Source organism: Amycolatopsis sp. A1MSW2902 (assembly GCF_017312175.1).
GTDB classification, from domain to species: domain Bacteria; phylum Actinomycetota; class Actinomycetes; order Mycobacteriales; family Pseudonocardiaceae; genus Amycolatopsis; species Amycolatopsis nivea.
The window spans coordinates 1,954,287-1,976,157 of the sequence record NZ_QJPO01000001.1 but is presented as its reverse complement, the minus strand read 5'-3'; the positions used below and the strand labels follow the sequence as shown (position 1 = coordinate 1,976,157).

The following is a 21,871-nucleotide window of genomic DNA, read 5'->3' as shown; positions in this document are numbered from 1 at the left end:
CGGGTGTACCGCATTGTGCCTTCGCCTGGTTCGCTCCTGGCCAGGAGTGTCGCCGCTCCGGCCAGGGCATGCACCCTCAGTATGCCGCCGATCACACCAGGGTGAACAGTCGGGAAGAATCCGGTGGCCGGAACGCGGAGCCGTTCGGACTGACCTGCCGCGGGGTATCCGTGGCACTGATCAGCTTTCCTCGTTCGGCGCAGCGCGACCACCGTTCGTCGCCATCGTCCGGTGCGATTGGGCCGAACGGTCCAACACTGGGAGAGACCCGGCGGAGCGGCCGTCCTCGCGCCGGGCGCACCAGCGGGGAGTGAGCGTGGACAGACTGTTGAAGGACAAGGCCGTGGTCGTGACCGGGGCCGGACGCGGGCTCGGGGAGGCGTTCGCCGTGCACGTCGCCAGGGCGGGCGGCGCGGTGGTGGTCAACGACGTGGACGCCGACCTGGCCGAGCGCACCGCCGAGACCATCCGCGGCCACGGCGGACGCGCGGTCGCGAACGGGCACAGCGTGGCCGACCCGGCACAGGCGCAGGCGATCGTCGACCAGTGCGTCGCCGAGTTCGGCCGGATCGACGGCCTGGTGAACAACGCGGGGCTCAACTACGAGGCGCTGCCCTGGGAGGACGACGCGGAGCAGGCCCGCCAGCTGGTCGAGGTGAACGTGCTCGGCGTGATGTACACCGGGCTGGCCGCGATCCGGGCGATGGTCGGCGCGGGCGGCGGCGGGTCGATCGTGAACATCTCCTCCGGCGCGTCGCTCGGGCAGCGCAAGCTCGGGGTGTACTCGGCGAGCAAGGGCGCGGTCGCGTCGCTGACCTATTCGTGGGCGCTCGACCTCGACGATTCCGGGATCCGGGTGAACGCGGTGTGCCCGGTGGCGCACACCCGGATGGTCTGGAAATCCGAACGCGCGCTGCGGGCCTGCCCGCCGGAGCGCACGCCGGCGAAGATCGCGCCGCTCGTGCTGTTCCTGCTCGGCGACGGGTCGCACGGCATCACCGGGCAGATGATCCGGTGCAACGGGCCGCAGCTGCACGTGATGGGGCAGCCGTACCTGAAGCAGCCGATCCTGGAGCGGCCGGACTGGGACACCGAGACCGTGCAGCAGGCGTTCGACGAGGTGTTCTCCGCCCACCTGGAGAACTACGGACTGGAGAAGCGCGTGCCGCCGCGGCTGCGCAAGTGGACGGAGAACTCGATCCGGGCGTCGTGATCAGCGGGCTTTCGCGGCGGCTTCGCGGCAGCCGGACAGGTCGATCGCGCGCAGCGTCGCGCCGACCGAGGCGAGGGCGGCGGAGTTCATCGACAGGCTAGTCACCCCGAGCCCGGCCAGCACCGGGGCCAGGCCCGGGTCGGCGGCGGCCTCCCCGCACACGCCGACCGGTTTCCCGGCGGTCGCCCCGGCCTCGGCGACCATGCCGACGAGGCGCAGCAACGCGGTCTGGCTGGGGTCGTTGAGCGCGGCGACCGCGCCGAGCTGCCGGTCGGCGGCGAAGACGTACTGCGCCAGATCGTTGGTGCCCAGCGAAACGAAGTCGACCTCGGCGAGGATTTCCTTGGCGCACAAGGCCGCCGCCGGGATCTCGATCATCACGCCGACCCGGGCGATCCCCGCGGCCCGTGCGCGTTCGGCGAACCAGCGTGCCTCGGCGGCGGTCGCGATCATCGGCGCCATCACGGAAAGCGCGGTCCCGGTGTCGGCGGCGGCGCCCGCGATCGCCGTCAGCTGCCGGTCCAGCAGCTCCGGCCGGTCGAACGCGACGCGCACGCCGCGCACGCCCAGCGCCGGGTTCGGTTCGTCGCCCATGTCCAAGAACGCCAACGGTTTGTCGGAACCGGCGTCGAGCGTCCGGACGATCACCGGCTTCCCGGCGAACGGCGCCAGCACCGCGGCATAGGCCTCGCGCTGCGCCTCCGCGGAGGGCTCGTCCGTCGCCGCGAGGTAGCAGAATTCCGTGCGGAACAAGCCGATTCCCTCCGCGCCCGCCTCGGCCGCGGCGCGGGCGTCCGCCGCCGAGCCGACGTTCGCGAGCAGCTTCACCGGATGCCCGTCGGCGAGTGCGCCGACACCGTCCCATTCCGCGCGCGGCTTCCGGCTCGCGGCGCGCACGGTGGCGTCGGACGGCGAAACCGTTCCGGCGGAGCCGTCCACCGCGAGGCCCGGACTGTCCGCGGCGAGCACTCCGGAGCACGCGACTACGGCCGGAATTCCCAATGCCCGCGCGAGAATCGCGGTGTGACTGGTCGGCCCGCCCTCTTCGGTGACCAGCGCGAGGACCAGTTCCGGGTCGAGACCGGCGGTGTCGGCCGGGGCGAGGTCGCGGGCCACGAGCACGCTCGGCGCCGACAGTTCGGGCACGCCCGGCGGCGTCACCCCGAGCAGGTCCGCGACGATCCGGTCCCGCACGTCGGCGACGTCGCGGGCGCGCTCGGCCAGATATCCGCCCGCGGCTTCGAGCGCCGTCATGAACTTCGCGGCCGCCTCCCAAACCGCGCGCGGAGCGGGCAGCGACTGCTCCCGGACGAGCTGTTCGGCGGACGCGAGCAGCGCCGGATCCGCCGCCATCGCCGCGGTCGTCTCCACGACTGACCGGGCAGCACCGGACACGGAACGGGCACGATCGGACAACCGGGCAGCGACCCGGGCGGCGGCGGGCGCGATCCGGTCCGCCTCCCGCGCCAGGTCGGCGGGCACCGGCCGGTCCTCGGGTTTTACCAGGTCAGTGGCCACGACAACGCGCGGGCCCTGTGCTTGGCCGGGGCTGACTCCGACTCCGGACAACGACATGGCGAGACCTCCGGGAGCAAAGGATCTTGTAACTGGGGATTGACAGTACGGTAACAACGGGCACAATCAAATGACAACGGGCAAACAGCGGAGAGGAACGGGCATGTACGCCGCCGAACGGCATCAGCTCCTCGCACAGCGGGCACGCCGAGACGGACGGGTCGACGTGGGCGACCTCGCCGCCGAACTGGGCGTCGCGCCCGAGACCATCCGCCGCGACCTCGGCGTCCTCGAACGCCAGGGCGTCGTCCGCCGGGTCTACGGCGGCGCGGTCGCGGTGGACCGGCTCGACTTCGAGCCCGAGGTCGCCCAGCGCGACCAGACCAACGCCGCGGAGAAGGACGCGATCGCCCGCGCCGCGCTCGACCAGGTTCCCGACCGCGGTTCGGTGCTGCTCGACGCGGGCACCACGACCAGCCGCCTGGCGACGCTGCTCCCGGCCGACCGCGACCTGACAGTCATCACGAACTCCCTTTCGATCGCGTCGATCCTGGCCACTCGCCCGGGAATCACGCTGCACATCCTCGGCGGCCGGATCCGCGGGACGACGCTCGCGACGGTCGGTTCCGCATCGCTGCACGCGCTCGACGGACTGCTCGCCGACGTCGCTTTCCTCGGCGCGAACGGGTTTTCCGCCGAACACGGCTGCACGACGCCGGACGTCGAGGAGGCGGCGGTGAAATCCGCCCTCGTCGCCGCTGCCCGTCGCCGCGTCCTGCTCGCCGACCACAGCAAGTACGGCGCGGACCAGCTCAGCCGGTTCGCCCGCTTGTCGGAGATCGACGTGCTGGTGACCGACGGCGGGATCGACGCGGGCGCGGTCGCGGAGCTGGAAGAGGCCGGTCCTGAGGTGGTGCTCGCATGAGTGCCGCTGTCACGCCCGACCGGAGTCTGGACCGCGACTGCGGGCTGCCGGGAATTGTCCTGCTGGCCGCCGAGGCGGTGGTCGCATGATCGTCACCGTCACGCCCAACCCGAGTCTGGACCGCACCGCTCAGCTCGGCGAGCTTCGGCGCGGCGAGGTGCTGCGTGCCTCCCGGGTCCGGCTTGATCCCGGTGGCAAGGGCGTCAACGTTTCCCGCGCGCTCGCCGCCGCCGGGTCGCCGACCGTCGCGTTGCTTCCGGCTGGAGGCCCGGTCGGCGAGCGGTTGGCCGACCTGCTCGCTCCGGAGGGAGTGCCCGTCGTCGCGGTGCCGATCTCCGGTACCACCCGCAGCAACATCACCCTGGTCGAGGCGGACGGCACGACCACCAAGATCAATGAGCCCGGCCCGGAGCTTTCCCCGGCGGAGCTGGCCGTTCTGCGGCAGCGCACCGTCGAACTCGCCGCGCGCGCCGAATGGGTCGTGTGCTGCGGGAGCGTGCCGGCCGGAGTGCCCGACGATTTCTACGCCCAGCTCGGCGAACTCGCCCGCGACGCCGGGGCGAAGGTCGCCGTCGACTCCTCCGGGGCGCCGATGGCCGCCGCGCTCGCCGCCCGCCCCGACCTGATCAAGCCGAACCTCGACGAGCTGGCCGAGCTGGCCGGGCGGTCGCTGCCCCAGCTCGGCGACGTGGTGCAGGTGTGCCGCGGTCTGGTCGCCGAGGGCGTCGGCGCGGTGCTGGTCAGCCTCGGCGCGCGCGGCGCCGTGCTGGTCGAGGGCACCGAGACCTGGCACGCGCTCGGCCCGCTGGTCGCCGTGCGCAGCACCGTCGGCGCCGGAGACGCCGCACTCGCCGGATTCCTCCACGCGGGAGGAACCGGCCCCCAAGCCCTGCGCGCCGCGGTCGCCTACGGCACCGCCGCGGTCGCGCAGGAGGGCAGCCGCATGCCCGCCCCGCAGGACGTGCACCCGGACCAGGTGCGCCTGCTCGCCGCCGATCCCACCCTCACCCTCAGCGGAGCCGCAGCATGACCACCTCAGACCTGATCACCGCCGACCTGGTCGACCTCGAGCTCGCCGCCGCGGACAAGAACGCCGCGGTCCGCGCGCTCGCCGGACGGCTCGTGTCCGCCGGGCGGGTGACCGACCTCGAGCTGTTCCTCAAGGACGTCGCCGCTCGCGAGGAGCAGATGGCCACCGGGCTGGAGGGCGGCATCGGCATCCCGCACTGCCGCTCGGCCGCCGTCACCGCGCCGACGCTCGCCTTTGGCCGCAGCGCCGACGGCATCGATTTCGGTGCCCCGGACGGCCCGGCGAAGCTGATTTTCCTCATCGCCGCGCCGGACGGCGCGGATTCCGCGCACCTGAAGGTGCTCGCCGCGCTGGCCCGCCGGCTCGTCCGCGCGGAGTTCAAGCAGACCCTGCTGGACGCCGCCGATCCCGCGGCGGTCGCGGCCTACATCGGCGAGGAGGTGTCCTGACATGAAGTTCGTCGCCATCACCGCGTGCCCCACCGGCATCGCGCACACGTACATGGCCGCCGAATCGCTGGAGCAGACCGCGAAGGCCAACGGCGACACGATCGTGGTCGAGACGCAGGGCTCCGCCGGTTCCGAACCGTTGTCCGCGGCGGACATCGCGGACGCCGACGCCGTCATCTTCGCCGCCGACCTCGCCGTGGCAGGCCGGGAACGGTTCGCGGGCAAGCCGATCGTCGAAGCCCCGGTGAAGGCCGCGATCAACGACGCGGCCGGGCTGTTCGAACGGGCGAAGGCCGCTGCCGCGGAGCCGCCCGCCGACCAGCCCGCCGCTCAGCCCGCCGCCGCGGAACCGGAACTGACGACCAAGGTCGGCGAGCACGACCGGCTCGGCTCCCGGATCCGGCAGTGGCTGATGACCGGCGTCAGCTACCTCATCCCGTTCGTCGCCGCGGGCGGCCTGCTGATCGCGGTGAGCTTCGCGCTCGGCGGGTACCAGATCGCCGACGCGCCCAAGGTCACCGAGCATTTCGACGCCGGTTCGCTCGCCGGCTGGGCCGCGCTGATGTACCAGATCGGCAGCGTGGCGTTCCAGTTCCTGGTGCCGGTGCTCGCCGGGTTCATCGCGTTCGCGATGGCCGACCGGCCCGCCATCGCACCCGGTTTCGTCGGCGGGGCGGTCTCGGTCGCCATCGGGGCCGGATTCCTCGGCGGCCTGGTGGCCGGGCTGTTCGCCGGCGGCGTGGTGCTGGGGCTCAAGAAGATCCGGGTGCCGAAGGCGATGCGCGGCATCATGCCGGTGGTCGTCTACCCGCTGCTCGGGACCGTCGTGGTCGGCGTGCTGATGTACGTCGTGGTCGGCAAGCCGATCGCGATCGCCACCACCGGTCTCACCCACTGGCTGAACAGCCTGAGCGGCACCAGCGCGGTGCTGCTGGGCGCGCTGCTCGGGCTGATGATGGCGTTCGACATGGGCGGTCCGGTCAACAAGGCCGCGTACGCGTTCGCCGTCGGCGGCCTGACCACCGGCAGTGCCGGTTCGCTGCAGATCATGGCCGCGGTGATGGCGGCCGGGATGGTGCCGCCGCTCGCCCTCGCGCTCGCCTCGACCGTGCGGAAGAAGCTGTTCACCGCCGCGGAGCGCGAGAACGGCCGGGCCGCGTGGCTGCTCGGCGCCTCGTTCATCACCGAGGGCGCGATCCCGTTCGCCGCGGCGGATCCGTTCCGGGTGATCCCGTCGATCATGGCCGGTTCGGCTGTCACCGGAGCGCTGTCGATGGCTTTCGGCGCGACGCTGCGCGCGCCGCACGGCGGGATCTTCGTGGTGCCGCTGATCGGCAACCCGCTGCTGTTCCTGGTCGCGCTCGTGGCCGGGACGCTGGTCGCCGCCACGTCGGTGGTCCTGCTCAAGCAGTTGCGGTTCCGTTCCGCCGAGCCGGCCGCCGCTGTTTCCGCTCATCCGGTCAATGCCTGAGGAGGCTGTCGTGTACCAACGCCGCATCGTCGTCGCCAGCAGGGTCGGACTGCACGCCCGTCCGGCCGGGCTGGTCGCGCAAACCGCTGCCGCGCAGCCCGCGAAGGTTCGGATCGCCAAGGTTTCCGGTGGCGCGGTCGGCGACCCGGTGGACGCGGGGAGCGTGCTCAGTCTGATGACTCTCGGGGCCGCGCACGGCGACGAGGTCGAGCTCAGTGCGGACGGCGCACAGGCTCGGGAGTCGGTGGACGTGCTGGTCGAGTTGATCGCCAAGGATCTCGACGCCTGATCCGCCGGGAAACGGTGCGGCCGGGACTGTCCCCGGCCGCACCGTTTTCACGCGTAGAGCGAAGCGATGTCCGGCTGGTAGCGCTCGTTGATCACCCGGCGCTTGAGCTTGAGCGTCGGGGTCAGCTCGCCCGTCTCGGGCGTCCACGCGGTGGTGATGACGTGGTAGCGCTTGATCTGCTCGGCCCGCGCCAGCCTGCTGTTCGCTGACTCGACGGCCCGCGCGATCTCCGCCTGGACCGTCTCGTGCTGGGCCAGTGTTTCGATGTCCGCCGCTTCGACGCCGTTGGCCGCGGCCCAGCCGGGCGCGATCTCGTCGTCGAGCACGATCAGCGCGGTCACGTACGGCCGCGCGTCGCCGATCGCGACCGCCTGGCCGATCAGCGGGTGTTCCTTGAGCAGGCCCTCGATCCGGGTCGGCGCGATGTTCTTGCCGCTCGAGGTGATGATCAGTTCCTTCTTGCGGTCGGTGATCGTGACGTAGCCGTCGTCGTCGATCGTGCCGATGTCGCCGGTGGCGAACCAGCCGTCGGCGTCGGTGGCCGGTTCGATCGTGCCGTCCGGCTGCAGGTAGCCGAGGAAGACGATCGGACCGCGGACCAGCAGTTCGCCGTCCTCGCCGGTCTTCACCTCGACGCCGTCGATCGGACGGCCGACGGTGCCCGCGCGGAACGCGTCGGCGCTGTTCGCGGTCGCCGCGCCGGTGGTCTCGGACAGGCCCCAGACCTCGCGGATCTCGACGCCGAGCCCGGCGAGGAAGTACAGCACTTCCAGCGGCAACGCGGCCGCGCCGCTGGACGCGATGTGCAATTGGTCGAGCCCGAGCAGCCCGCGCACCGGGGCGAGCACGGTCTCGTCGGTCTTCGCGATGCGCTCGGCGAGATCGGCGGGCAGTTCCTCGCCCGCGCTGCGGAGTTTGTAGCCCTCTTGCAGGAGTTCGTTGGCCGAGATGAGCGCCTCGCGCCGGTCCTCGGGCACGCCGGCGAGCATGTTCTTCAGGCCCGCCACCATCTTTTCCCACACCCGCGGCACGCCGAAGAAGCTCTGCGGACGCACCTGGCCGAGCGCCGCGACGACGCCGGACGGATCGCCGATCGTGTGCACGTGGCCCGCCGCGACGATCGGCAGGTAGATCGACAGCTCGCGTTCGGCGATGTGCGCCAGCGGCAGGTACGCGATGTTCGTGGCGTGCATCGGGGCCTTGTGCAGCGTGTGCACGGCGATGCCCTCGTGGATCGCGTTGCGGTGGGAGAGCACGACGCCCTTGGGGTCGCCGGTGGTGCCGGAGGTGTAGATCATCGCGAGCGGGTCGTCCGGGCGGATGCCCTGCCACGCCCGGTCGAACGCCTCGGGGTCGGCGGCGAGCGCGGCGCGGCCGGTTTCGCGCACCGCGGAGTACGCGACGAACCGGTCGTCGCCGTCCGGGATCGCGGATTCGTCCATGACCACCACGCGGCGCAGCGCGGGCAGGTCGTCGAGCACCGGCAGCCAGCGCGACAGCTCGTCGGCGCCGGCGAGGACGACGATCGGGGCGGCGCTGTGCCGCGCGACGTAGCGGATCTGCTCCGGGCTGAGCGTCGCGTACGCCGTGCACGGGATGGCCGCCAGATGGACCGCCGCGAGGTCGGCGACGAGGTGGTCCGGCGAACTCGGGGCCATGATCAGCATCCGGTCGCCCGCGGCGAGGCCGAGCCCGGCGAGCCCGCGCGACACCTCGGCGATCGCGGTCCGGAACTCGCTCCAGGTGAGCGTCGGACGGCCCTCGAGATCGAGCGACGTGAGCGCGGGCCGGTCCCCGTACTCGACGGCGTTGCGCCGCAACAGCAGCGGGATGGTCTGGCCCTCGGCTTGTTCGGCGATCGACTGGGTCAACGCTGACCTCCTCCGGTGGTGCCTGGTCAGGTCACTCTAGGTCGTCGAAGCGGCGGCCGATAGAGAATCCCGGCCAGCCTCGGCGCTCGAGGGACCGGCCCGGCTCCTGTTAGAAAGGGGGCGAACCGGAACCCCGAGGAGCGTCGATGACCGAATCCGCCGTGCGCAGCGAGAGCCTTGCCGACGAGGCCGCCGCACTCGACGCCGCCGACCCGCTCGCCGCGAAGCGCGCGGAGTTCGACCTTGACCCGGAAGTCGCGTACTTCGACGGGAATTCCCTTGGCGCGCCGCCGAAACACGTCGCGGAGCGGGTGAGCCAGGTGGTGCGGCAGCAGTGGGGACGGCGGCTGATCCGGTCGTGGACCGAGGGCTGGTGGGAAGCCCCGCAGCGCGTCGGGGAGCGGATCGCGCCGCTGGTCGGGGCCGCGGCCGGGCAGGTCGTGGTGGCGGATTCGACGAGTGTGGACCTGTTCAAGGTGCTCGTCGCGGCGGTGCGGGCGAACCCCGGTCGCGACGAGGTCCTGGTCGACGCGGCGACGTTCCCGACCGACGGCTACGTGGCCGACCAGGCGGCCCGGCTCACCGGGCACGCCGTGCGGCGCGTGCCGGTGGCGGAGCTGCCCGGCGCGGTGAGCGAGCGGACCGCCGCGGTGCTCGTGAACCACGTCGATTACGTCAGCGGACGGCTGCACGACATGCCGTCGGTTACCGAGGCGGTGCACGCGGCGGGCGCGCTCGCGGTCTGGGATCTCTGCCACAGCGTCGGCGCGATTCCGGTGCGGCTGGACGCGTGCGACGTCGACTTCGCGGTGGGTTGTACGTACAAATTCCTCAACGGCGGGCCGGGCTCGCCCGCGTTCGTCTATGTGGCACAGCGGCATCAGGCGGAATTCGATCAGCCGCTCGCCGGATGGGCCGGGCACGCGGATCCGTTCGGCATGGAATCCGGGTACCGCGGCAGCGCGGGGATCGCGCGCGCCCGGGCAGGCACGCCGGACATCCTGTCGATGCTCGCGCTCGACGCCGCGCTGGACGTCTGGGACGGCGTCGACCTTTCCGTGCTGCGCGCGAAAGGCTTGGCGCTGGGCGACTTCTTTTTCCGGTGTGCGGACGAACTGCTTCCCGGAGCCGACATTCCGACGCCGCGCGAACACACGCGCGGGCACCAGGTTTCGGTGCGGGACGCGGGCGGGCAGCAGACGATGAACGCGCTGCACGAACGCGGGGTGCTCGGGGATTTCCGGCCGCCGGACGTGCTGCGGTTCGGGCTGGCCCCGCTGTACACGACTTACGCCGAGGTGCTGCGGGCGGTGACCGTGCTGCGCGAGGTGCGCTGAAAAGAATTCGCGCAATATCCTCGCGGATTCGCGGGGATCCGGCCGGATTCGCAGGTTCCGGGTGAACAATCGGTGTCGTGCTCGCCCCTTCGGGTGATCGACGGGCGCGCCGCGCGCTGCCCTGCGGGTATGCTCGGTGCCTGTTTTTTCGCGGGCCGAAGCTGATCGGGCAGCGGTGTCCGCCGCGCGGATCCGGGGCGAAAGGGGCCGAAATGATCGAGAACCGCGGCCGGGAAGTGCCGCTCTCGTACCTCGTGACCCTGCTCGTCGGCGTGGTCATCGGCTTCGTGCTCGCGCGTTTCGGCGGGCTGGTCGCGCGCTATCCGGTCGAATCGACGCTGGTGGCGGTGCTGGTCGCGTCCGTGGCGGTGCTGGCGTGGGCGTGCCGGGAGATGCTGCACGATCTGCTGCGGCGCGACCGGCGCGAGGCGGCGGAGGAAACCGAAACCGCGCCGGTGCCGCGGCTTTCCGCGCATCGGCCGCCGAATGGCGTGCGGCGCTGAATTCCGGAAATCGATCTCGGTTTTCCGTTCGATTCCGCCGCCGATGCGGAAATGCGCATGAGTTTCCGGTGAGTTTTCCCGGACTCGTCGTCGTGACGGACCTCACGCGCGGGCTCCCTGCCAACGGCGGCGGAGCCGGTGCGACCAAGGTCACGTCCGGTGGTGATCAGTTTTCCAAGCACCACAGTGGGTTACTAGCAGGTAACAAGAGGATGACGGCAACGCGGGTCCGGACTTGACTCACCCGTGAAGGTTGCTTACCGTCGTCGCGGGCAACGCAGACCACGGTGAACTGTGATCCGGCTGGTCGGACCGGTGCAACGAAAACACCGAGGACCCGAATACCACAGCAGTGCCGGAAGGAAAACGGATCACGGTGAAGCAGAATTCCGGGCGAAAGGGCCGCGGCTCCTCGATTCGCTCTCGCGTGCTCGCGATCGCGTTGATTCCTAGCGTGGCGTTGCTCGTCGTCGGTATCGCGCTCGCCGGATACCTGATTTTCGACGCGACGCAGGCGCGAAGTTACGCGCAGAAGATTCGCGGTTCGGAAGGCCCCGGCATTCCGTTCCTGCTCGCCGCGGAACAGGAGCGGCAGCTGTCGATGAGCGTGCTCGCCGGACAGGACGCCGCGCGCGCCGCGCTGCTGGCGACCCGGCCGAAGACGGACGCGTCCGCCGCGCAGATCACCTCGGTGCTGCAGGGCAACTTCGCGAGCGACTCGAACGTGCCCGCGAGCGTCAAGCAGAACATCGCCACGTTCGCCGCGCTGGAGGCGAAACTGCCGCAGCTGCGCCAGCGGGTCGACTCCGGCCAGGTGCCGCGACTCGAGGTTTTTTCCTTCTACAACCAGATCATCGACCAGTTCACCCAGGGCGTCGCCGGTCTCGCGCAGGCCGCGCGCGGCGCGGACAACGCCTACGCCCGGCTGTCCGCGATCCCGATTTTCAACGCCGCCGAGGAAATGCAGCGCAGCGACGCACTTGCCTCGGCCGGGCTCGCCGCGGGCGGGCTGTCCGGCGACGAGCAGCGCGCGTACCTGGGCCAGATCGGCGCGTACCACGCGCAGCTCGAACAGTCGGTGCCGCAGATGGTGCCCGAGGTGCGGGCGAACTACGACAAGCTCGTCTCCAGTCCCGCGTGGACGACCGTGACGCAGGTCGAGAACGCCTTGCTGTCCGGCGCGAAACAGCTTCCGGTGCCGCTGGAGCAGTGGCGCGCCGACGCCAAGCAGGTCGCCACCACGCTGATGACGATGTTCGCCGCGCAGAGCGCGCACGCGACCAACGCGGCGATCACCGACGCGGACGACACGCTGCGGAACTCGATCATCGCGGGCGCGGCGGCGGTGCTGTTCGCGCTCGCTGTGGTGCTGGTCGCGCTCCGGCTGTCGAACCGCTTCATCTCCCGGCTCGCCCGGCTGCGCGAGGACACCCTCGACGCGGCCGAGGTGCGGCTGCCGGAACTCGTCGGCCGGATCCGGGCGGGCGAACCCGTCGACCTCGACGAGGGCGGGCACCTGCTCGACCACGGCACGGACGAGATCGGCGAGGTGGCCGAGGCGTTCAACCTCGCGCAGCAGTCCGCGCTCGCCGCCGCGGTCGAAGAGGCCAAGACCCGGCAGGGCACGAAGGCGGTGTTCCTCAACATCGCGCACCGCAGCCAGGTGATCGTGCACCGGCAGCTGAAGGTGCTCGACGCCGCCGAGCGCAAGCAGGAGGACCCGGACCAGCTCGACACGCTGTTCCGCCTCGACCACCTCTCCACCCGCGCGCGGCGCAACGCGGAGAACCTGATCATCCTCGGCGGCGGCCAGCCCGGACGGCAGTGGCGCAATCCGGTGTCGCTGGTCGAACTCGTCCGCGGCGCGGCGGCGGAAACCGAGCACTTCGCGCGGGTGAAGACGGCGAAGCTGCCCGAGGTCGCGGTGCGCGGCCCGGTCGTCGGCGACCTCGTGCACCTGCTCGCCGAGCTGATCGACAACGCGACGTCGTTCTCGCCGCCGGAATCGCGCGTCGAACTGCGCGGCAACGTGGTCGGCAAGGGCGTCGTGATCGAGGTCGAGGACCAGGGGCTGGGCATCGAGCCGGAGCAGGCCGACGAGTTCAACGCGATGCTCGCCGACCCGCCGGACTTCGGGATCATGGCGCTGTCCGACGAACCGCGGCTGGGCCTGTTCGTGGTCGCGCGGCTGGCGTCGCGGCACGGGATTTCGGTGCACCTGCGCGAATCCGCGTACGGCGGGACCCGCGCGATCGTGTTGGTGCGCAAGGATTTGCTCGCTCCGCTCAGCGAGACCGAGCCCTCGGACGACGCCGCGGAACAGGAATCGGACGGGACGCCGGAGATGTCCCGGCTCGCGGTGGAGCCGTCGCGGCCCGCGCCGGAACCGCAGCGGGCTGAGCCGCAGCGTCCGGAACTGCCGCAACGGAAGCGTCCGGAACCGCAGCGGGCGGACCTGCCGCAGCCGTCGCGGATCGCACCGGAACCGCGGGTCGCGCCGGAGCAGCAGCGCCCGGAATCGCCGACCCGCCGCGCGATGCGTCCGGTGGCCGAGGCTCCGCCGGCCCGGCCGCCGCACAACCGCGAGCAGCGCCCGCCCGCGGATGCCGGCCGAGCGCCGCGTCCCGCGGTTGAAAACGGCCGGGCCGCGCCGCCGCGTCCGCCCGGACGGCCCCCGCTGCCGCAGCGGCGCCGGCAGCAGAACCTCGTCCCGCAACTGCGCGGCGACCGGCCGGCGCCGGAATCCGACGAGGTCCGCGAGGATTCGCCGGAGCAGGCCCGCTCCCGGCTCAGCGCGTTCCAGCAGGGCACCCGGCGGGCCCGCGAGGCCGATCCCGGGCACGACAACAGGTACGGAGATCGCGACTGATGGCGAGCAACGGCGTCAACGAGCTCGACTGGCTGCTCGACGACCTCGTGCAGCGGGTCGCCGGCGCGGACCGCGCGGTGGTGCTGTCCGCGGACGGGTTGCTGATCGGCCGGTCCGGCAATCTGTCCGAGGCGGACGCGGAGCACCTGTCCGCGGTCGCGTCGGCGTTCCAGAGCCTCGCCCGCGGCACCGGACGGCACTTCGGCGGCGGCAACGTGCGGCAGACGATGGTCGAGATGGACCACGCGTTCCTGTTCGTGACCGCGGCCGGGCGGGGCGCGTGCCTCGCGCTGCTGGCCGGGGTCGACGCGGACATGGGGCTCGTCGCCTACGAGATGAACCTGATGGTCAAGCGGGTCGGTGCGGTGCTCACCGCGGCGCCGCGGGCCGGAGCGGTCCAGCGGACCTCGCCATGACGGCCAAGGGCCGCGAATCCTGGTACGAGGACGAGGCCGGTCCGCTGGTGCGGTCGTACGCCGTCACCGGCGGGCGGACCCGGTCCGACACGCGCGGGCTCGACCTCATCACGCTCGTCGTCGCGTTGCGCGCCGCGAGCGAGACGCCCGGGCTCGAACCGGAGTACTCGCGCATTCTTTCCCTGTGCCAGCGCCCGGTTTCGGTCGCCGAGGTGGCCGCGCGGGTCGATCTCCCGCTGCCGGTGGTGAAGGTGCTGCTGAGCGATTTGATAGAACGCAACCTCGTGCTGTTCCGCACCGCGACGCCGGTGACCGACGCCCCCAGCCCCCACGTACTCCAGGCGGTTCTCGATGGCATCCGGAAACTCTGAGCCCCGCCGGTCGCTCACCGCGCAAGCGGTGAAGGTGCTCGTCGCGGGCGGGTTCGGGGTCGGCAAGACGACCATGGTCGGCTCGGTCAGCGAGGTGCCGCCGCTGCGCACCGAAGAGGTGATCACCGCCGCGTCCGAGGGCGTGGACGACCTGTCCGGCGTCGAGGGCAAAACCACCACGACGGTCGCGCTCGACTTCGGCCGGATCACCATCAACCCCGAGCTGATCCTGTACCTCTTCGGCACGCCGGGGCAGGACCGGTTCTGGTTCATGTGGGACGAACTGGCCGAGGGCGCGCTCGGCGCGGTGGTGCTGGCGGACACGCGACGGCTCGAATCTTGTTTCCCCGCAGTGGATTTCTTCGAGCAGCGCGGGTTGCCGTTCGTGGTCGGGGTGAACTGCTTCGACGACGCTTACCGGTACGGCACCGAGGAAGTCCGCGGGGCGCTGGATCTGGATCCGCAGGTGCCGTTGCTGCTGTGCGACGCGCGGGAGCGGGATTCCACCAAGCAGGTGCTGACGGTGCTGATGGAGCACGCGCTCGGGCGGGCGATGCTCGTGAGCGGCAACCCCGGGTAGGTCCCCGGGATTGCCGCTCTCGGCACGGTTTTTCAGCGGCGGCGCAGCTGGTCCAGGGAGGCCGCGCCCGGGCCGACCACCGCGATGACGAGGAAGATCCAGGCGAAGAGCGCGGCGGGCTCGCCCATGTTGTGCAGGGGGAGCAGGCCTTCCGGGGCGTGCACGGTGAAGTAGGCGTAGGCCATGACGCCGGAGAGCACGGTCGCGGAGACGCGGGTGAAGAGCCCGGCGAAGACGAAGAGCGCGCCGACGACCTCGATCAGGCTGGCCCAGTAACCGGGCCACTGGCCGAAGGGGACCGCGCCGCCCGCGTTGTCGATGCCGCCGAAGAGCCCGAAGCCCATCAGGCCGTGGCAGAGGAAGAGGAACGACACTACGGCGCGGAAGAGGGCCAGTACGGTCGGGCGGACTCGGTCTGCCAGGGACTTCGCGGCCTCGGTCGTGGTGGCGGCTGCGGTCTTGGGGGCGGTGGTGGTGGTCATCTTGGGTCCCTCCCGGGTGGCTGTTGGCTGCCTTCTGCCTATGCGTCGAACGTGGCCGGCCGGGATCGACACATCGCCGGGAAGTTTTTTCGAGGCGGTGTTTGGGCTGGTCAGGGGGGCTGGCAGGGTGGGGGGATGGTGGTCAAGCGGAGTGCTGGGGTGTTGGTTTATCGGCGGGGCGCGGACGGGGTCGAGGTGTTGCTCGCGCATATGGGCGGGCCGTTCTGGGCCAAGAAGGATCTGGCGGCTTGGTCGTTGCCCAAGGGGGAGATCGAGGAGGGGGAGGAGCCTGAGGCCGCGGCTCGGCGGGAGTTCGCTGAGGAGCTGGGGGTGGCTGTTCCGGACGGGGAATGGGTTTCGCTGGGGGAGGTTCGGCAGTCCGGGAAGGTCGTGACTGCTTGGGCGGTGGAGGGGGAGCTTGATCCTGGTGTCGTGGTGCCGGGGGTTTTTGAGATGGAGTGGCCGCCTCGGTCTGGGGTGATGCGGGAGTTTCCCGAGGTGGATCGGGTGGAGTGGTTTTCGTTGGAGGTGGCTCGGGAGAAGTTGGTCAAGGGGCAGCGGGGGTTTTTGGATCGGCTTGCTGTGCTGGAGTGATCGGCTCGTCGCCTGGCGGCGACATTGCTCTCTGGCGTGCGTGGGGCACCCCGAAGCTTGATTGTGCAGATGAGCTTCGTATCGGGGTGCGGGGGAGGGGCTGGGTGCCTCGCTCGTTGGGTGCAGCGGTGCGGTTTGGTGCCTTGATCGGTGGGTGCAGCGGTGCGGGTTGGGTGGGGGTGGGGCTTGCGCCCCAATGTGGCATTGGGTGCATCTGACGCACCCAATGTGGCGTTCGGTGCGTGCGACGCACCCAATGCCACATTGGGGTCTTTCACTGCTCGGGGGCTGGTCGTGAGGGGGACCCTCAGGGAATCAGCGTCTGTGAGGGTGGCCCTCACGAACCGAACTGTTGCAGCAATGTGCTGAGCGGCGTGGTGGTGAAGGACGGGAGGACTTGGTCTGCTTTGGCGAAGTCCAGCGTTGCGGTGATGGGGTTTGGTACTGCGATGGTGGTGATTCCGGCTGCTTTCGCTGCGCTCACGCCGTGCGGGGAGTCTTCGAAGGCCAGGGCTTCTTCCGCGGTTACGCCTAGGGTTCGCAGGGCCGCGAGGTAGGTGTCTGGGTCTGGCTTTGGTTTGTGGCGGTCGCCGGTTTCTACTGCGGTGAAGCGGGCGGCCAGGCCTAGGCGTTCCAGTTGGCCGTGTACCCAGGTGCTGGAGGAGCTTGAGGCGACGCCTAAAGCCAAGCCGCGGCGGGCAGCTTCGTCTAGGTAGTCGAGTACGCCTTCTCGTGGGCCGTCTTCGGCTAGGAGTTCGTGTACTCGGGCGCGCATGGACGGGCGCAGCGATTCCGGGTCCACGTTTTCTACTTGTTCGGCTAGCAGCTTGAACATCGTCGCGGCGGTGTTCTGGGTGCCGATGACTGTGTGCCAGACGTCCAGGGGCAGTTCGACTCCGTGTCCGGCGAACATTTCCTGCCAGGACCGCAGTACCGCTGCTTCGGTGTCGGCTAGGGTGCCGTCGAAGTCGAAGATCAATGCTCGCGTGGCCACGTCTCGCAGCTTGCCTCACGAGGGCTGGTGGCGGGTCAGTTCGTGGCGAAAAACTCCGCCAGTACCGGTGCCAGCGCGGCGGTTTTCACCAGGTGGGTCTGGCCGGGCAGGGTGCGGTAGGTGGCGTGGGGCAGCTGGGCCGCCGCTGCTGCGACGCCGTTGCGCATCCACTCGGGGCTCTTGCCGCCGTCGAGGATCAGGGTGGGGGCGGTGATTCCGGACCAGCGTTCGGCGGGGAGCGGGCGGCCGGACTGGTTGTCGTCCATGATCTGGGCGTCGTAGGCGAGGGTGTGGGCCACGCGCTTCATCCGCGGCCAGGCGGGCATCAGGCGCATCATCGTGACCATCAGGGCGGGCAGTCCGACGCCTTCGACCATGAACGTCTTGATCGCGTCGCCCGGTTTTCCGGCGGCGACGGCTGCTTCGAGCTTCGCCTGGTAGTCGGCCGGGACGCGCTTGCGGGTGCTGTCGACGACGAACGGCGGTTCGTACACCGCGACCTTCTTGACCGGTACGCCGCGATGGGCGGCTTCCAGTACGAGAGCGGCGCCGGACGAGATGCCGTACAGGCTGATCTCTCCGCCTGCTTCCTTGGCCAGCGCGGAGATGTCTTCGATCTCGCGCTCGACGTCGTACGGGGCGGTGTCGCCGCTTTCGCCTCTGCCTCGGCGGTCGAAGGTGTAGACGGTGAAGCGGTCCGCGAGGGCTTTGGCGAGATCGTCGTTGGGCGTCGAGGTGCGGTAGCAGAGCGCGCCGTCGACGAGGACGAGTGCCGGGCCGGAGCCGGTGCGGGAGTAGGCGATCTGGGTGCCGTCGGCGGACGTGACGGTGGGCATGGGGTTCCTCCTCGGGGTGGTGCCGTTGAGGAGAACTCTCGCATCCGACGGTTTGAGTTGTCAAGACAAAAAAATTGGTCGGTGCGATCTGTTGGGGTGCGACGGGGCTGGTGGGTTTAGGCACTGCGGAGGGTCAGCAGGGCGATTTCGTTCGGGGCGAAGACCCGGAACGGCGGGCCCCAGAAGCCGGAGCCGCGGCTGTTGTACAGCTGGGTCGGGCCGTGCCGGGTGAGGCCGGACAGGGTCGGCTGGTCGAGGCGGACGAGGAGGTGGAACGGCCAGATCTGGCCGCCGTGGGTGTGGCCGGAGATCTGCAGGTCGACGTTCTCCTCTCGGGCCTGGGCGACCTGTTTCGGCTGGTGGGCGAGCAGGACGACGGGGACGTCGGGATCGGCGCCGTCGAGGGCGGCGGCCAGGTCGGGGCCGTGGCCGGGCAGGCCGGAGGCGGCTCCGGTGGGGTCGTCGATGCCGGCGAAAAGCAGGCGGGCGCCGTCGCGTTCGATGAGGGTCGAGCGGTTGTGCAGGGTGTCCCAGCCGAGGCTCGCCATGTGGTCCAGCCAGGCCTGTGCCTCGCCGAAGTACTCGTGGTTGCCGGTGATGTAGAACCGGCCGAGCGGGGCCTGCACGCCGCCGAGCGGGTCGACCTGCTTGCGCCGTTTGGCGACCGATCCGTCGGCGAGGTCCCCGGCGTGGCAGACGACGTCGGGCTGCAGCCGGTTCAGTTCCGCGACCAGGCGTTCGGACCAGCGGGTGCGGTCGAGCGGGCCGTAGTGAGTGTCGGTGATGACCGCGACGCGCAGCCCGTCGAGCCCGGGACCGAGCTTCGGCAGCACGACGTCGACCGCCTTCACCGGCGGCACCCGCATGGCGATCCGGTTCCCGCTGACGAGCAGCACCGCCGCGACGGCCAGCGTGACCGCGGCTACGATCCGTGGCCGCGCGGGATCGTCCACTCCGGACACCAGCAGGACCAGCCGCAGCAGGTGGGTGAGGACGCTCCAGGTGAACAACACCCACACCGCGCCGAGCGTGACGTCCCCGACCCGCGCGGCGGCGTCGCTCTGCTTCGGACCGTGCCCGAGCACCATGAGCACCGGAAAACTCACCGCGGCGACGGCGAAAACGACCGTGCCCACGACGGTGCCGGCGACCGGCCACTCCGGCAACAACACGAGCACCGACCACGGCTCGCCGAACAACAAGAGCACCGCGGCGACCACGAAGGCAACCCGACGAACTCCGACCACGGTTTTCTTCCCTTCGCCCGCGTGCTACCCAGCGTAGCCGCATTCGGAGGGTGGGGGCCGGGGTGTGAAGGGGAGTGGGCGGCGGGGCTGGACGGAGGGGTGGCGGGAGCGGGCGGCGCGTCTGGTGGACGGTGGGTTTCGGGCGTGGGCGGGGATGTGGTGGCGGGGTGGGCGCAGGGTCGCGCGTTTGGCCACGCTGCAAGCGGCCGGGATTGTCCTGCTGCGGTGGAGGGGGCTTGTGCCCGGCCGGGGCGGGCATTCGGGTGTGCGCGGGATGTGGTGGCGGGGCGGGCGCACGGTCGCGTGTCTGGCCACGCCGCGAGTGGGCGGGGTCGTGCTGCTGCGGCGCAGGGGGCGTGTGTCTGGCCGGGGTGGGGTTTCGGTCGTGCGTGGGGGTGTATAGGCGGGGCGGGCGCAGGGTCGCGCGTCTGGCCGCGCTGTGAGCGGCCGGGATCGTGCCGCTGCGGGTGGAAGCGAGCGAGCCGCGCAGCTGGTGGCGCGGGATTTCAAGCGTGGGCGGTGGTGCCGCGCGTCCGGCCAAGGCGGGGTTTCGCGAGCGGCTGGAACAGTCCTGCTGCGGGTTCGGCGAGCCGGGCACAGCCCGCATTCACCCCGCGTGGCTCAGGACTCTCCCCGTCCCGCGCGCCAGTTCGCCACCGTTTCCTCCACGTCCAGCGGGCGGGCTCGCAGCACCGGGCCGTCCTGGGGCAGCGCGTGTGCCTTGCGGATGCGGGCGTTCAGGTCTTCGACGATCTGCCGCACCTTGGCTTCGGAGTGGACTTTCGCCAGTTTCCCCGGAAGGTCTTGGATTTCGCGCGGCAACGCGAGCGATGGCGGCAGGAACGCGGCTACGTCGAGGTCGCCTTCGCGGGCGCGGCGGATCGCCCAGTCGGTGGCGGCGTCGCGGCCGCTCGGGGGCGGCAGTGGTTTTCCTGTTCCGGGAAGGTCTTCGAAGTCGCCGCGGGCTTCGGCGGCGGCGATTTGCCGGTCGACCCACGAACCGTACGACACGCCCGGTGGTTTGCGTTCCGTCACTGGAACCACCTCCCTCGCTCCCCAGCGTAGCGGCCATGGCGCCGTCGCGGAGGGGACGAAGGTCCTGAAACGGCAGGTAAGATCCCACGCTGACGGTACGAGGCCGGGAGGGGACACGATGATCGTCGAGCACGAGGGCGACGGTCCCGAGGCCGCGCGCGAGGAGGTCGCGCGCACGCTCGCGCTGCTGTGGCGCGATTGTGCGGGTGCTCCGGAACCCTCGGCTCGCGGCAGGCGGCCGACGCTCACCATCGAACGGATCATCGTGGCGGCCATCGCGGTCGCTGACGCGGAGGGGCTCGTCGCGACGTCCATGCATCGCGTCGCGAAAGAGCTCGGGGCGGGCACGATGACGCTCTATACCTACGTTCCCGGCAAAACCGAGCTGATCGATCTCATGGTCGACACTGTTCTCCTGGAACGGAATCTCCCCGGACCCGGCGAGCCGCGGCCGGAGGATTGGCGTGCGCAGGTGCGTGTTTACGCCGACCGCACGCGCGACATTTACCGTCGGCATCCGTGGCTGCGCGAGCGTTCGCGCGTGCGGCCCGCCCTTGGTCCGGGGCAGCTGGCCGGTCAGGAATACCTGCTGTCCATTATGGAGAGTCTGGGACTGCCTGCCCGGGAAATCGTCGCGGCGGCCAATTCGGTCGCGGGCTATGTGGACGCGAACGCGGCGGCCGAGGCGGAGAGTGTCCACTTGGAACGGACCACCGGACAGTCCAATGAGGCGTGGTGGGGACAGCGTTCTTCGTTCTGGCACACGTATTTCGACGTCGAGTCTCATCCGGCGATGAACCGGACGTGGCTTGCCGGTGGGTTCGAGAAGCCGTCCGCGGAGCAGGCGTCGGACGCGTCGGAGTTCGGATTGGACCGGCTTCTGGACGGGATCGCAGCGCGGATCGGCGGGTAAGCTCAACTGCGGGCGTCGAAGCGGATCCCGGTCGCCTCCTCGGAAAGTGTCCACAATCGACGGCCCCGCGCTGGATCCCGGGACGCGCCCATCGCTGTGCCCAGCCGGGGGCGGCCCGCTCCGCCGAAAGCTGGACCGTAGTAAGCGCCGCCGGTCGCGGTGGGGTCGACGGCGGCTCGGACCGCTGGCCAGGCGCCGTGGTCCTTTCCGTGCGTATAGGGCGCGAGCAGGCGCATCACCGGCACTGGCTGGGTGATTCCCGGACGCGCGGGGCTGGTCCGCTCCAGGCTGAACCCGGGGTGCGCGAGGATCGCCCGCACCGGTGAAGAGGCCGCACGCAGGCGTCGGTCGAGTTCCGTCGCGAATGACTGCACGGCGTGCTTCGACAACGCATACGCGCGGAAGTCCGAATACTTGCGCGAACTCTGGAGATCATCGATGTCGTACGGATACATCCGGGTGATCAGGCTGCCCGCCAGCACCACGCGCGCGGACGACGCGGTCAGCACCGGCATCGCCAGCGCGGTGAGGGCGAAGTGGCCGAAATGGTTGGTGCCCACCGCCAGTTCCAAGCCCTGTTTCGTGGTCCGGCGCACCGGTCCGGGGGCAGTGATGCCGGCGTTCTCGATCAACGCGTCCAAGCGGTCCAGCCGGCCGAGCGCTTCGACGGCGGACGGGACGGAGTCGAGATCCGCGAGGTCCAGCGGGATTGTGCTCAGCGAAGCCGAACCGACCCGGGTGCGCACCATCTCGACGGCCGCGCGCAGCCGCGACGGGTCTCGGCCCAGGAGGGCGACGTGGGCTCCGGCGGCGGCCAGCTGCTCGGTGATGAAGTAGCCGATCCCGGCGTTGCCGCCGGTCACCGCATAGCACCGGCCGGCCAGGTCAGGCAGGTGCCGAGGATTCCACGCCACGATCGCTCCCCCGTAGT

General features: G+C 70.8%; 22 protein-coding genes. 14 read left to right on the top strand and 8 right to left on the bottom strand.

The genetic code is table 11. The annotated features are described in order from the left end of the window. Positions 1 to 316 precede the first annotated feature (316 nt). A complete protein-coding gene (locus DMP23_RS09010; RefSeq protein WP_134734343.1) occupies positions 317 to 1,213 on the top strand; it encodes an SDR family NAD(P)-dependent oxidoreductase in 897 nt (298 codons plus the stop codon). Here the strand turns inward: DMP23_RS09010 and ptsP are convergent, their stop codons facing one another. Continuing rightward, positions 1,214 to 2,788 (bottom strand): phosphoenolpyruvate--protein phosphotransferase, encoded by a 1,575-nt coding sequence (ptsP, locus tag DMP23_RS09005; RefSeq protein ID WP_337820751.1) that lies wholly within the window; start codon positions 2,786 to 2,788, stop codon positions 1,214 to 1,216. It lies immediately after the preceding gene. Positions 2,789 to 2,891: 103 nt separating this feature from the next. Here ptsP and DMP23_RS09000 point away from each other — a divergent pair, with 103 nt between their 5' ends. From DMP23_RS09000 to DMP23_RS08980, 5 genes are all read left to right on the top strand, one after another. Further along, positions 2,892 to 3,653 (top strand): DeoR/GlpR family DNA-binding transcription regulator, encoded by a 762-nt coding sequence (locus DMP23_RS09000; RefSeq protein WP_037815217.1) that lies wholly within the window; start codon positions 2,892 to 2,894, stop codon positions 3,651 to 3,653. Positions 3,654 to 3,738: 85 nt separating this feature from the next. Further along, a complete protein-coding gene (pfkB, locus tag DMP23_RS08995) occupies positions 3,739 to 4,683 on the top strand; it encodes a 1-phosphofructokinase (RefSeq protein ID WP_337820750.1) in 945 nt (314 codons plus the stop codon). Next, the gene (locus DMP23_RS08990; RefSeq protein ID WP_275292959.1) at positions 4,680 to 5,132 is read left to right on the top strand and encodes a PTS sugar transporter subunit IIA; all 453 of its coding nucleotides are present in this window, start codon (positions 4,680 to 4,682) and stop codon (positions 5,130 to 5,132) included. Before pfkB ends, DMP23_RS08990 begins: the two co-directional genes overlap by 4 nt. 1 nt (position 5,133) lies before the next feature. After that, positions 5,134 to 6,603 (top strand): PTS fructose transporter subunit IIC, encoded by a 1,470-nt coding sequence (locus DMP23_RS08985; RefSeq protein WP_337820749.1) that lies wholly within the window; start codon positions 5,134 to 5,136, stop codon positions 6,601 to 6,603. 10 nt (positions 6,604 to 6,613) lie between these two features. Further along, positions 6,614 to 6,892: an HPr family phosphocarrier protein gene (locus tag DMP23_RS08980; RefSeq protein ID WP_107051082.1), complete on the top strand. Its 279-nt coding sequence runs from the start codon at positions 6,614 to 6,616 to the stop codon at positions 6,890 to 6,892. A gap of 47 nt (positions 6,893 to 6,939) precedes the next feature. On the opposite strand, the gene DMP23_RS08975 is transcribed toward DMP23_RS08980, so the two are convergent. Continuing rightward, on the bottom strand, positions 6,940 to 8,763 hold the full coding sequence (locus DMP23_RS08975) for an AMP-dependent synthetase/ligase (protein WP_337820748.1): 1,824 nt from the start codon (positions 8,761 to 8,763) through the stop codon (positions 6,940 to 6,942). Between the two features lie 146 nt (positions 8,764 to 8,909). Between DMP23_RS08975 and kynU the strand changes: the two genes are divergently transcribed. The 6 genes from kynU to DMP23_RS08945 all read left to right on the top strand — a co-directional run bounded on the left by kynU (position 8,910) and on the right by DMP23_RS08945 (position 14,839). Beyond that, the gene (kynU, locus tag DMP23_RS08970) at positions 8,910 to 10,100 is read left to right on the top strand and encodes a kynureninase (RefSeq protein ID WP_337820747.1); all 1,191 of its coding nucleotides are present in this window, start codon (positions 8,910 to 8,912) and stop codon (positions 10,098 to 10,100) included. 212 nt (positions 10,101 to 10,312) lie between these two features. After that, on the top strand, positions 10,313 to 10,603 hold the full coding sequence (locus DMP23_RS08965) for a hypothetical protein (RefSeq protein WP_037815209.1): 291 nt from the start codon (positions 10,313 to 10,315) through the stop codon (positions 10,601 to 10,603). 376 nt (positions 10,604 to 10,979) lie between these two features. Further along, positions 10,980 to 13,472, top strand: coding sequence for a sensor histidine kinase (locus DMP23_RS08960; protein ID WP_337820746.1), 2,493 nt, complete (start codon positions 10,980 to 10,982; stop codon positions 13,470 to 13,472). After that, positions 13,472 to 13,888, top strand: coding sequence for a roadblock/LC7 domain-containing protein (locus DMP23_RS08955; protein WP_337820745.1), 417 nt, complete (start codon positions 13,472 to 13,474; stop codon positions 13,886 to 13,888). Before DMP23_RS08960 ends, DMP23_RS08955 begins: the two co-directional genes overlap by 1 nt. Then, entirely contained in the window at positions 13,885 to 14,259 is a 375-nt protein-coding gene (locus DMP23_RS08950; RefSeq protein ID WP_067580332.1) for a DUF742 domain-containing protein, read from the top strand. The genes DMP23_RS08955 and DMP23_RS08950 overlap by 4 nt, the downstream gene beginning before the upstream one ends. Beyond that, positions 14,240 to 14,839, top strand: a complete 600-nt coding sequence (locus DMP23_RS08945) for a GTP-binding protein (RefSeq protein ID WP_037815207.1) — start codon at positions 14,240 to 14,242, stop codon at positions 14,837 to 14,839. Before DMP23_RS08950 ends, DMP23_RS08945 begins: the two co-directional genes overlap by 20 nt. Positions 14,840 to 14,871: 32 nt before the next feature. On the opposite strand, the gene DMP23_RS08940 is transcribed toward DMP23_RS08945, so the two are convergent. Next, the gene (locus tag DMP23_RS08940; RefSeq protein ID WP_337820744.1) at positions 14,872 to 15,321 is read right to left on the bottom strand and encodes a DoxX family protein; all 450 of its coding nucleotides are present in this window, start codon (positions 15,319 to 15,321) and stop codon (positions 14,872 to 14,874) included. Between the two features lie 135 nt (positions 15,322 to 15,456). Here DMP23_RS08940 and DMP23_RS08935 point away from each other — a divergent pair, with 135 nt between their 5' ends. After that, positions 15,457 to 15,915, top strand: coding sequence for an NUDIX domain-containing protein (locus DMP23_RS08935; RefSeq protein ID WP_134734600.1), 459 nt, complete (start codon positions 15,457 to 15,459; stop codon positions 15,913 to 15,915). Positions 15,916 to 16,252: 337 nt separating this feature from the next. Here DMP23_RS08935 and DMP23_RS08930 read toward each other — a convergent pair whose 3' ends face one another. From DMP23_RS08930 to DMP23_RS08915, 4 genes are all read right to left on the bottom strand, one after another. Beyond that, positions 16,253 to 16,909, bottom strand: a complete 657-nt coding sequence (locus DMP23_RS08930) for an HAD family hydrolase (RefSeq protein WP_337820743.1) — start codon at positions 16,907 to 16,909, stop codon at positions 16,253 to 16,255. A gap of 35 nt (positions 16,910 to 16,944) precedes the next feature. Next, a complete protein-coding gene (locus DMP23_RS08925; RefSeq protein ID WP_037815201.1) occupies positions 16,945 to 17,745 on the bottom strand; it encodes an alpha/beta fold hydrolase in 801 nt (266 codons plus the stop codon). 116 nt (positions 17,746 to 17,861) lie between these two features. Next, the gene (locus tag DMP23_RS08920) at positions 17,862 to 18,992 is read right to left on the bottom strand and encodes a metallophosphoesterase (RefSeq protein ID WP_337820742.1); all 1,131 of its coding nucleotides are present in this window, start codon (positions 18,990 to 18,992) and stop codon (positions 17,862 to 17,864) included. A 621-nt stretch (positions 18,993 to 19,613) separates the two neighbouring features. Next, positions 19,614 to 20,027 carry a J-domain-containing protein gene (locus tag DMP23_RS08915; RefSeq protein ID WP_275291266.1) on the bottom strand — a complete coding sequence of 138 codons (414 nt, stop codon included), beginning with the start codon at positions 20,025 to 20,027 and terminating at the stop codon, positions 19,614 to 19,616. Between the two features lie 118 nt (positions 20,028 to 20,145). Between DMP23_RS08915 and DMP23_RS08910 the strand changes: the two genes are divergently transcribed. Then, the gene (locus DMP23_RS08910) at positions 20,146 to 20,940 is read left to right on the top strand and encodes a TetR/AcrR family transcriptional regulator (protein ID WP_037815194.1); all 795 of its coding nucleotides are present in this window, start codon (positions 20,146 to 20,148) and stop codon (positions 20,938 to 20,940) included. A 2-nt stretch (positions 20,941 to 20,942) separates the two neighbouring features. On the opposite strand, the gene DMP23_RS08905 is transcribed toward DMP23_RS08910, so the two are convergent. Then, on the bottom strand, positions 20,943 to 21,854 hold the full coding sequence (locus tag DMP23_RS08905; protein WP_337820741.1) for an SDR family NAD(P)-dependent oxidoreductase: 912 nt from the start codon (positions 21,852 to 21,854) through the stop codon (positions 20,943 to 20,945). Between the last annotated feature and the right edge of the window lie 17 nt (positions 21,855 to 21,871).

Bases quoted from the DNA above. Each gene is read 5' to 3' on its own strand.
- DMP23_RS08965 (WP_037815209.1), top strand. From the start codon at position 10,313: ATGATCGAGAACCGCGGCCGGGAAGTGCCGCTCTCGTACCTCGTGACC.
- DMP23_RS08940 (WP_337820744.1), bottom strand. From the start codon at position 15,321: ATGACCACCACCACCGCCCCCAAGACCGCAGCCGCCACCACGACCGAG.
- ptsP (WP_337820751.1), bottom strand. From the start codon at position 2,788: ATGTCGTTGTCCGGAGTCGGAGTCAGCCCCGGCCAAGCACAGGGCCCG.
- DMP23_RS08910 (WP_037815194.1), top strand. From the start codon at position 20,146: ATGATCGTCGAGCACGAGGGCGACGGTCCCGAGGCCGCGCGCGAGGAG.
- pfkB (WP_337820750.1), top strand. From the start codon at position 3,739: ATGATCGTCACCGTCACGCCCAACCCGAGTCTGGACCGCACCGCTCAG.
- DMP23_RS08945 (WP_037815207.1), top strand. From the start codon at position 14,240: ATGGCATCCGGAAACTCTGAGCCCCGCCGGTCGCTCACCGCGCAAGCG.
- kynU (WP_337820747.1), top strand. From the start codon at position 8,910: ATGACCGAATCCGCCGTGCGCAGCGAGAGCCTTGCCGACGAGGCCGCC.
- DMP23_RS08990 (WP_275292959.1), top strand. From the start codon at position 4,680: ATGACCACCTCAGACCTGATCACCGCCGACCTGGTCGACCTCGAGCTC.
- DMP23_RS09000 (WP_037815217.1), top strand. From the start codon at position 2,892: ATGTACGCCGCCGAACGGCATCAGCTCCTCGCACAGCGGGCACGCCGA.
- DMP23_RS08950 (WP_067580332.1), top strand. From the start codon at position 13,885: ATGACGGCCAAGGGCCGCGAATCCTGGTACGAGGACGAGGCCGGTCCG.
- DMP23_RS08955 (WP_337820745.1), top strand. From the start codon at position 13,472: ATGGCGAGCAACGGCGTCAACGAGCTCGACTGGCTGCTCGACGACCTC.
- DMP23_RS08935 (WP_134734600.1), top strand. From the start codon at position 15,457: ATGGTGGTCAAGCGGAGTGCTGGGGTGTTGGTTTATCGGCGGGGCGCG.
- DMP23_RS08925 (WP_037815201.1), bottom strand. From the start codon at position 17,745: ATGCCCACCGTCACGTCCGCCGACGGCACCCAGATCGCCTACTCCCGC.
- DMP23_RS08985 (WP_337820749.1), top strand. From the start codon at position 5,134: ATGAAGTTCGTCGCCATCACCGCGTGCCCCACCGGCATCGCGCACACG.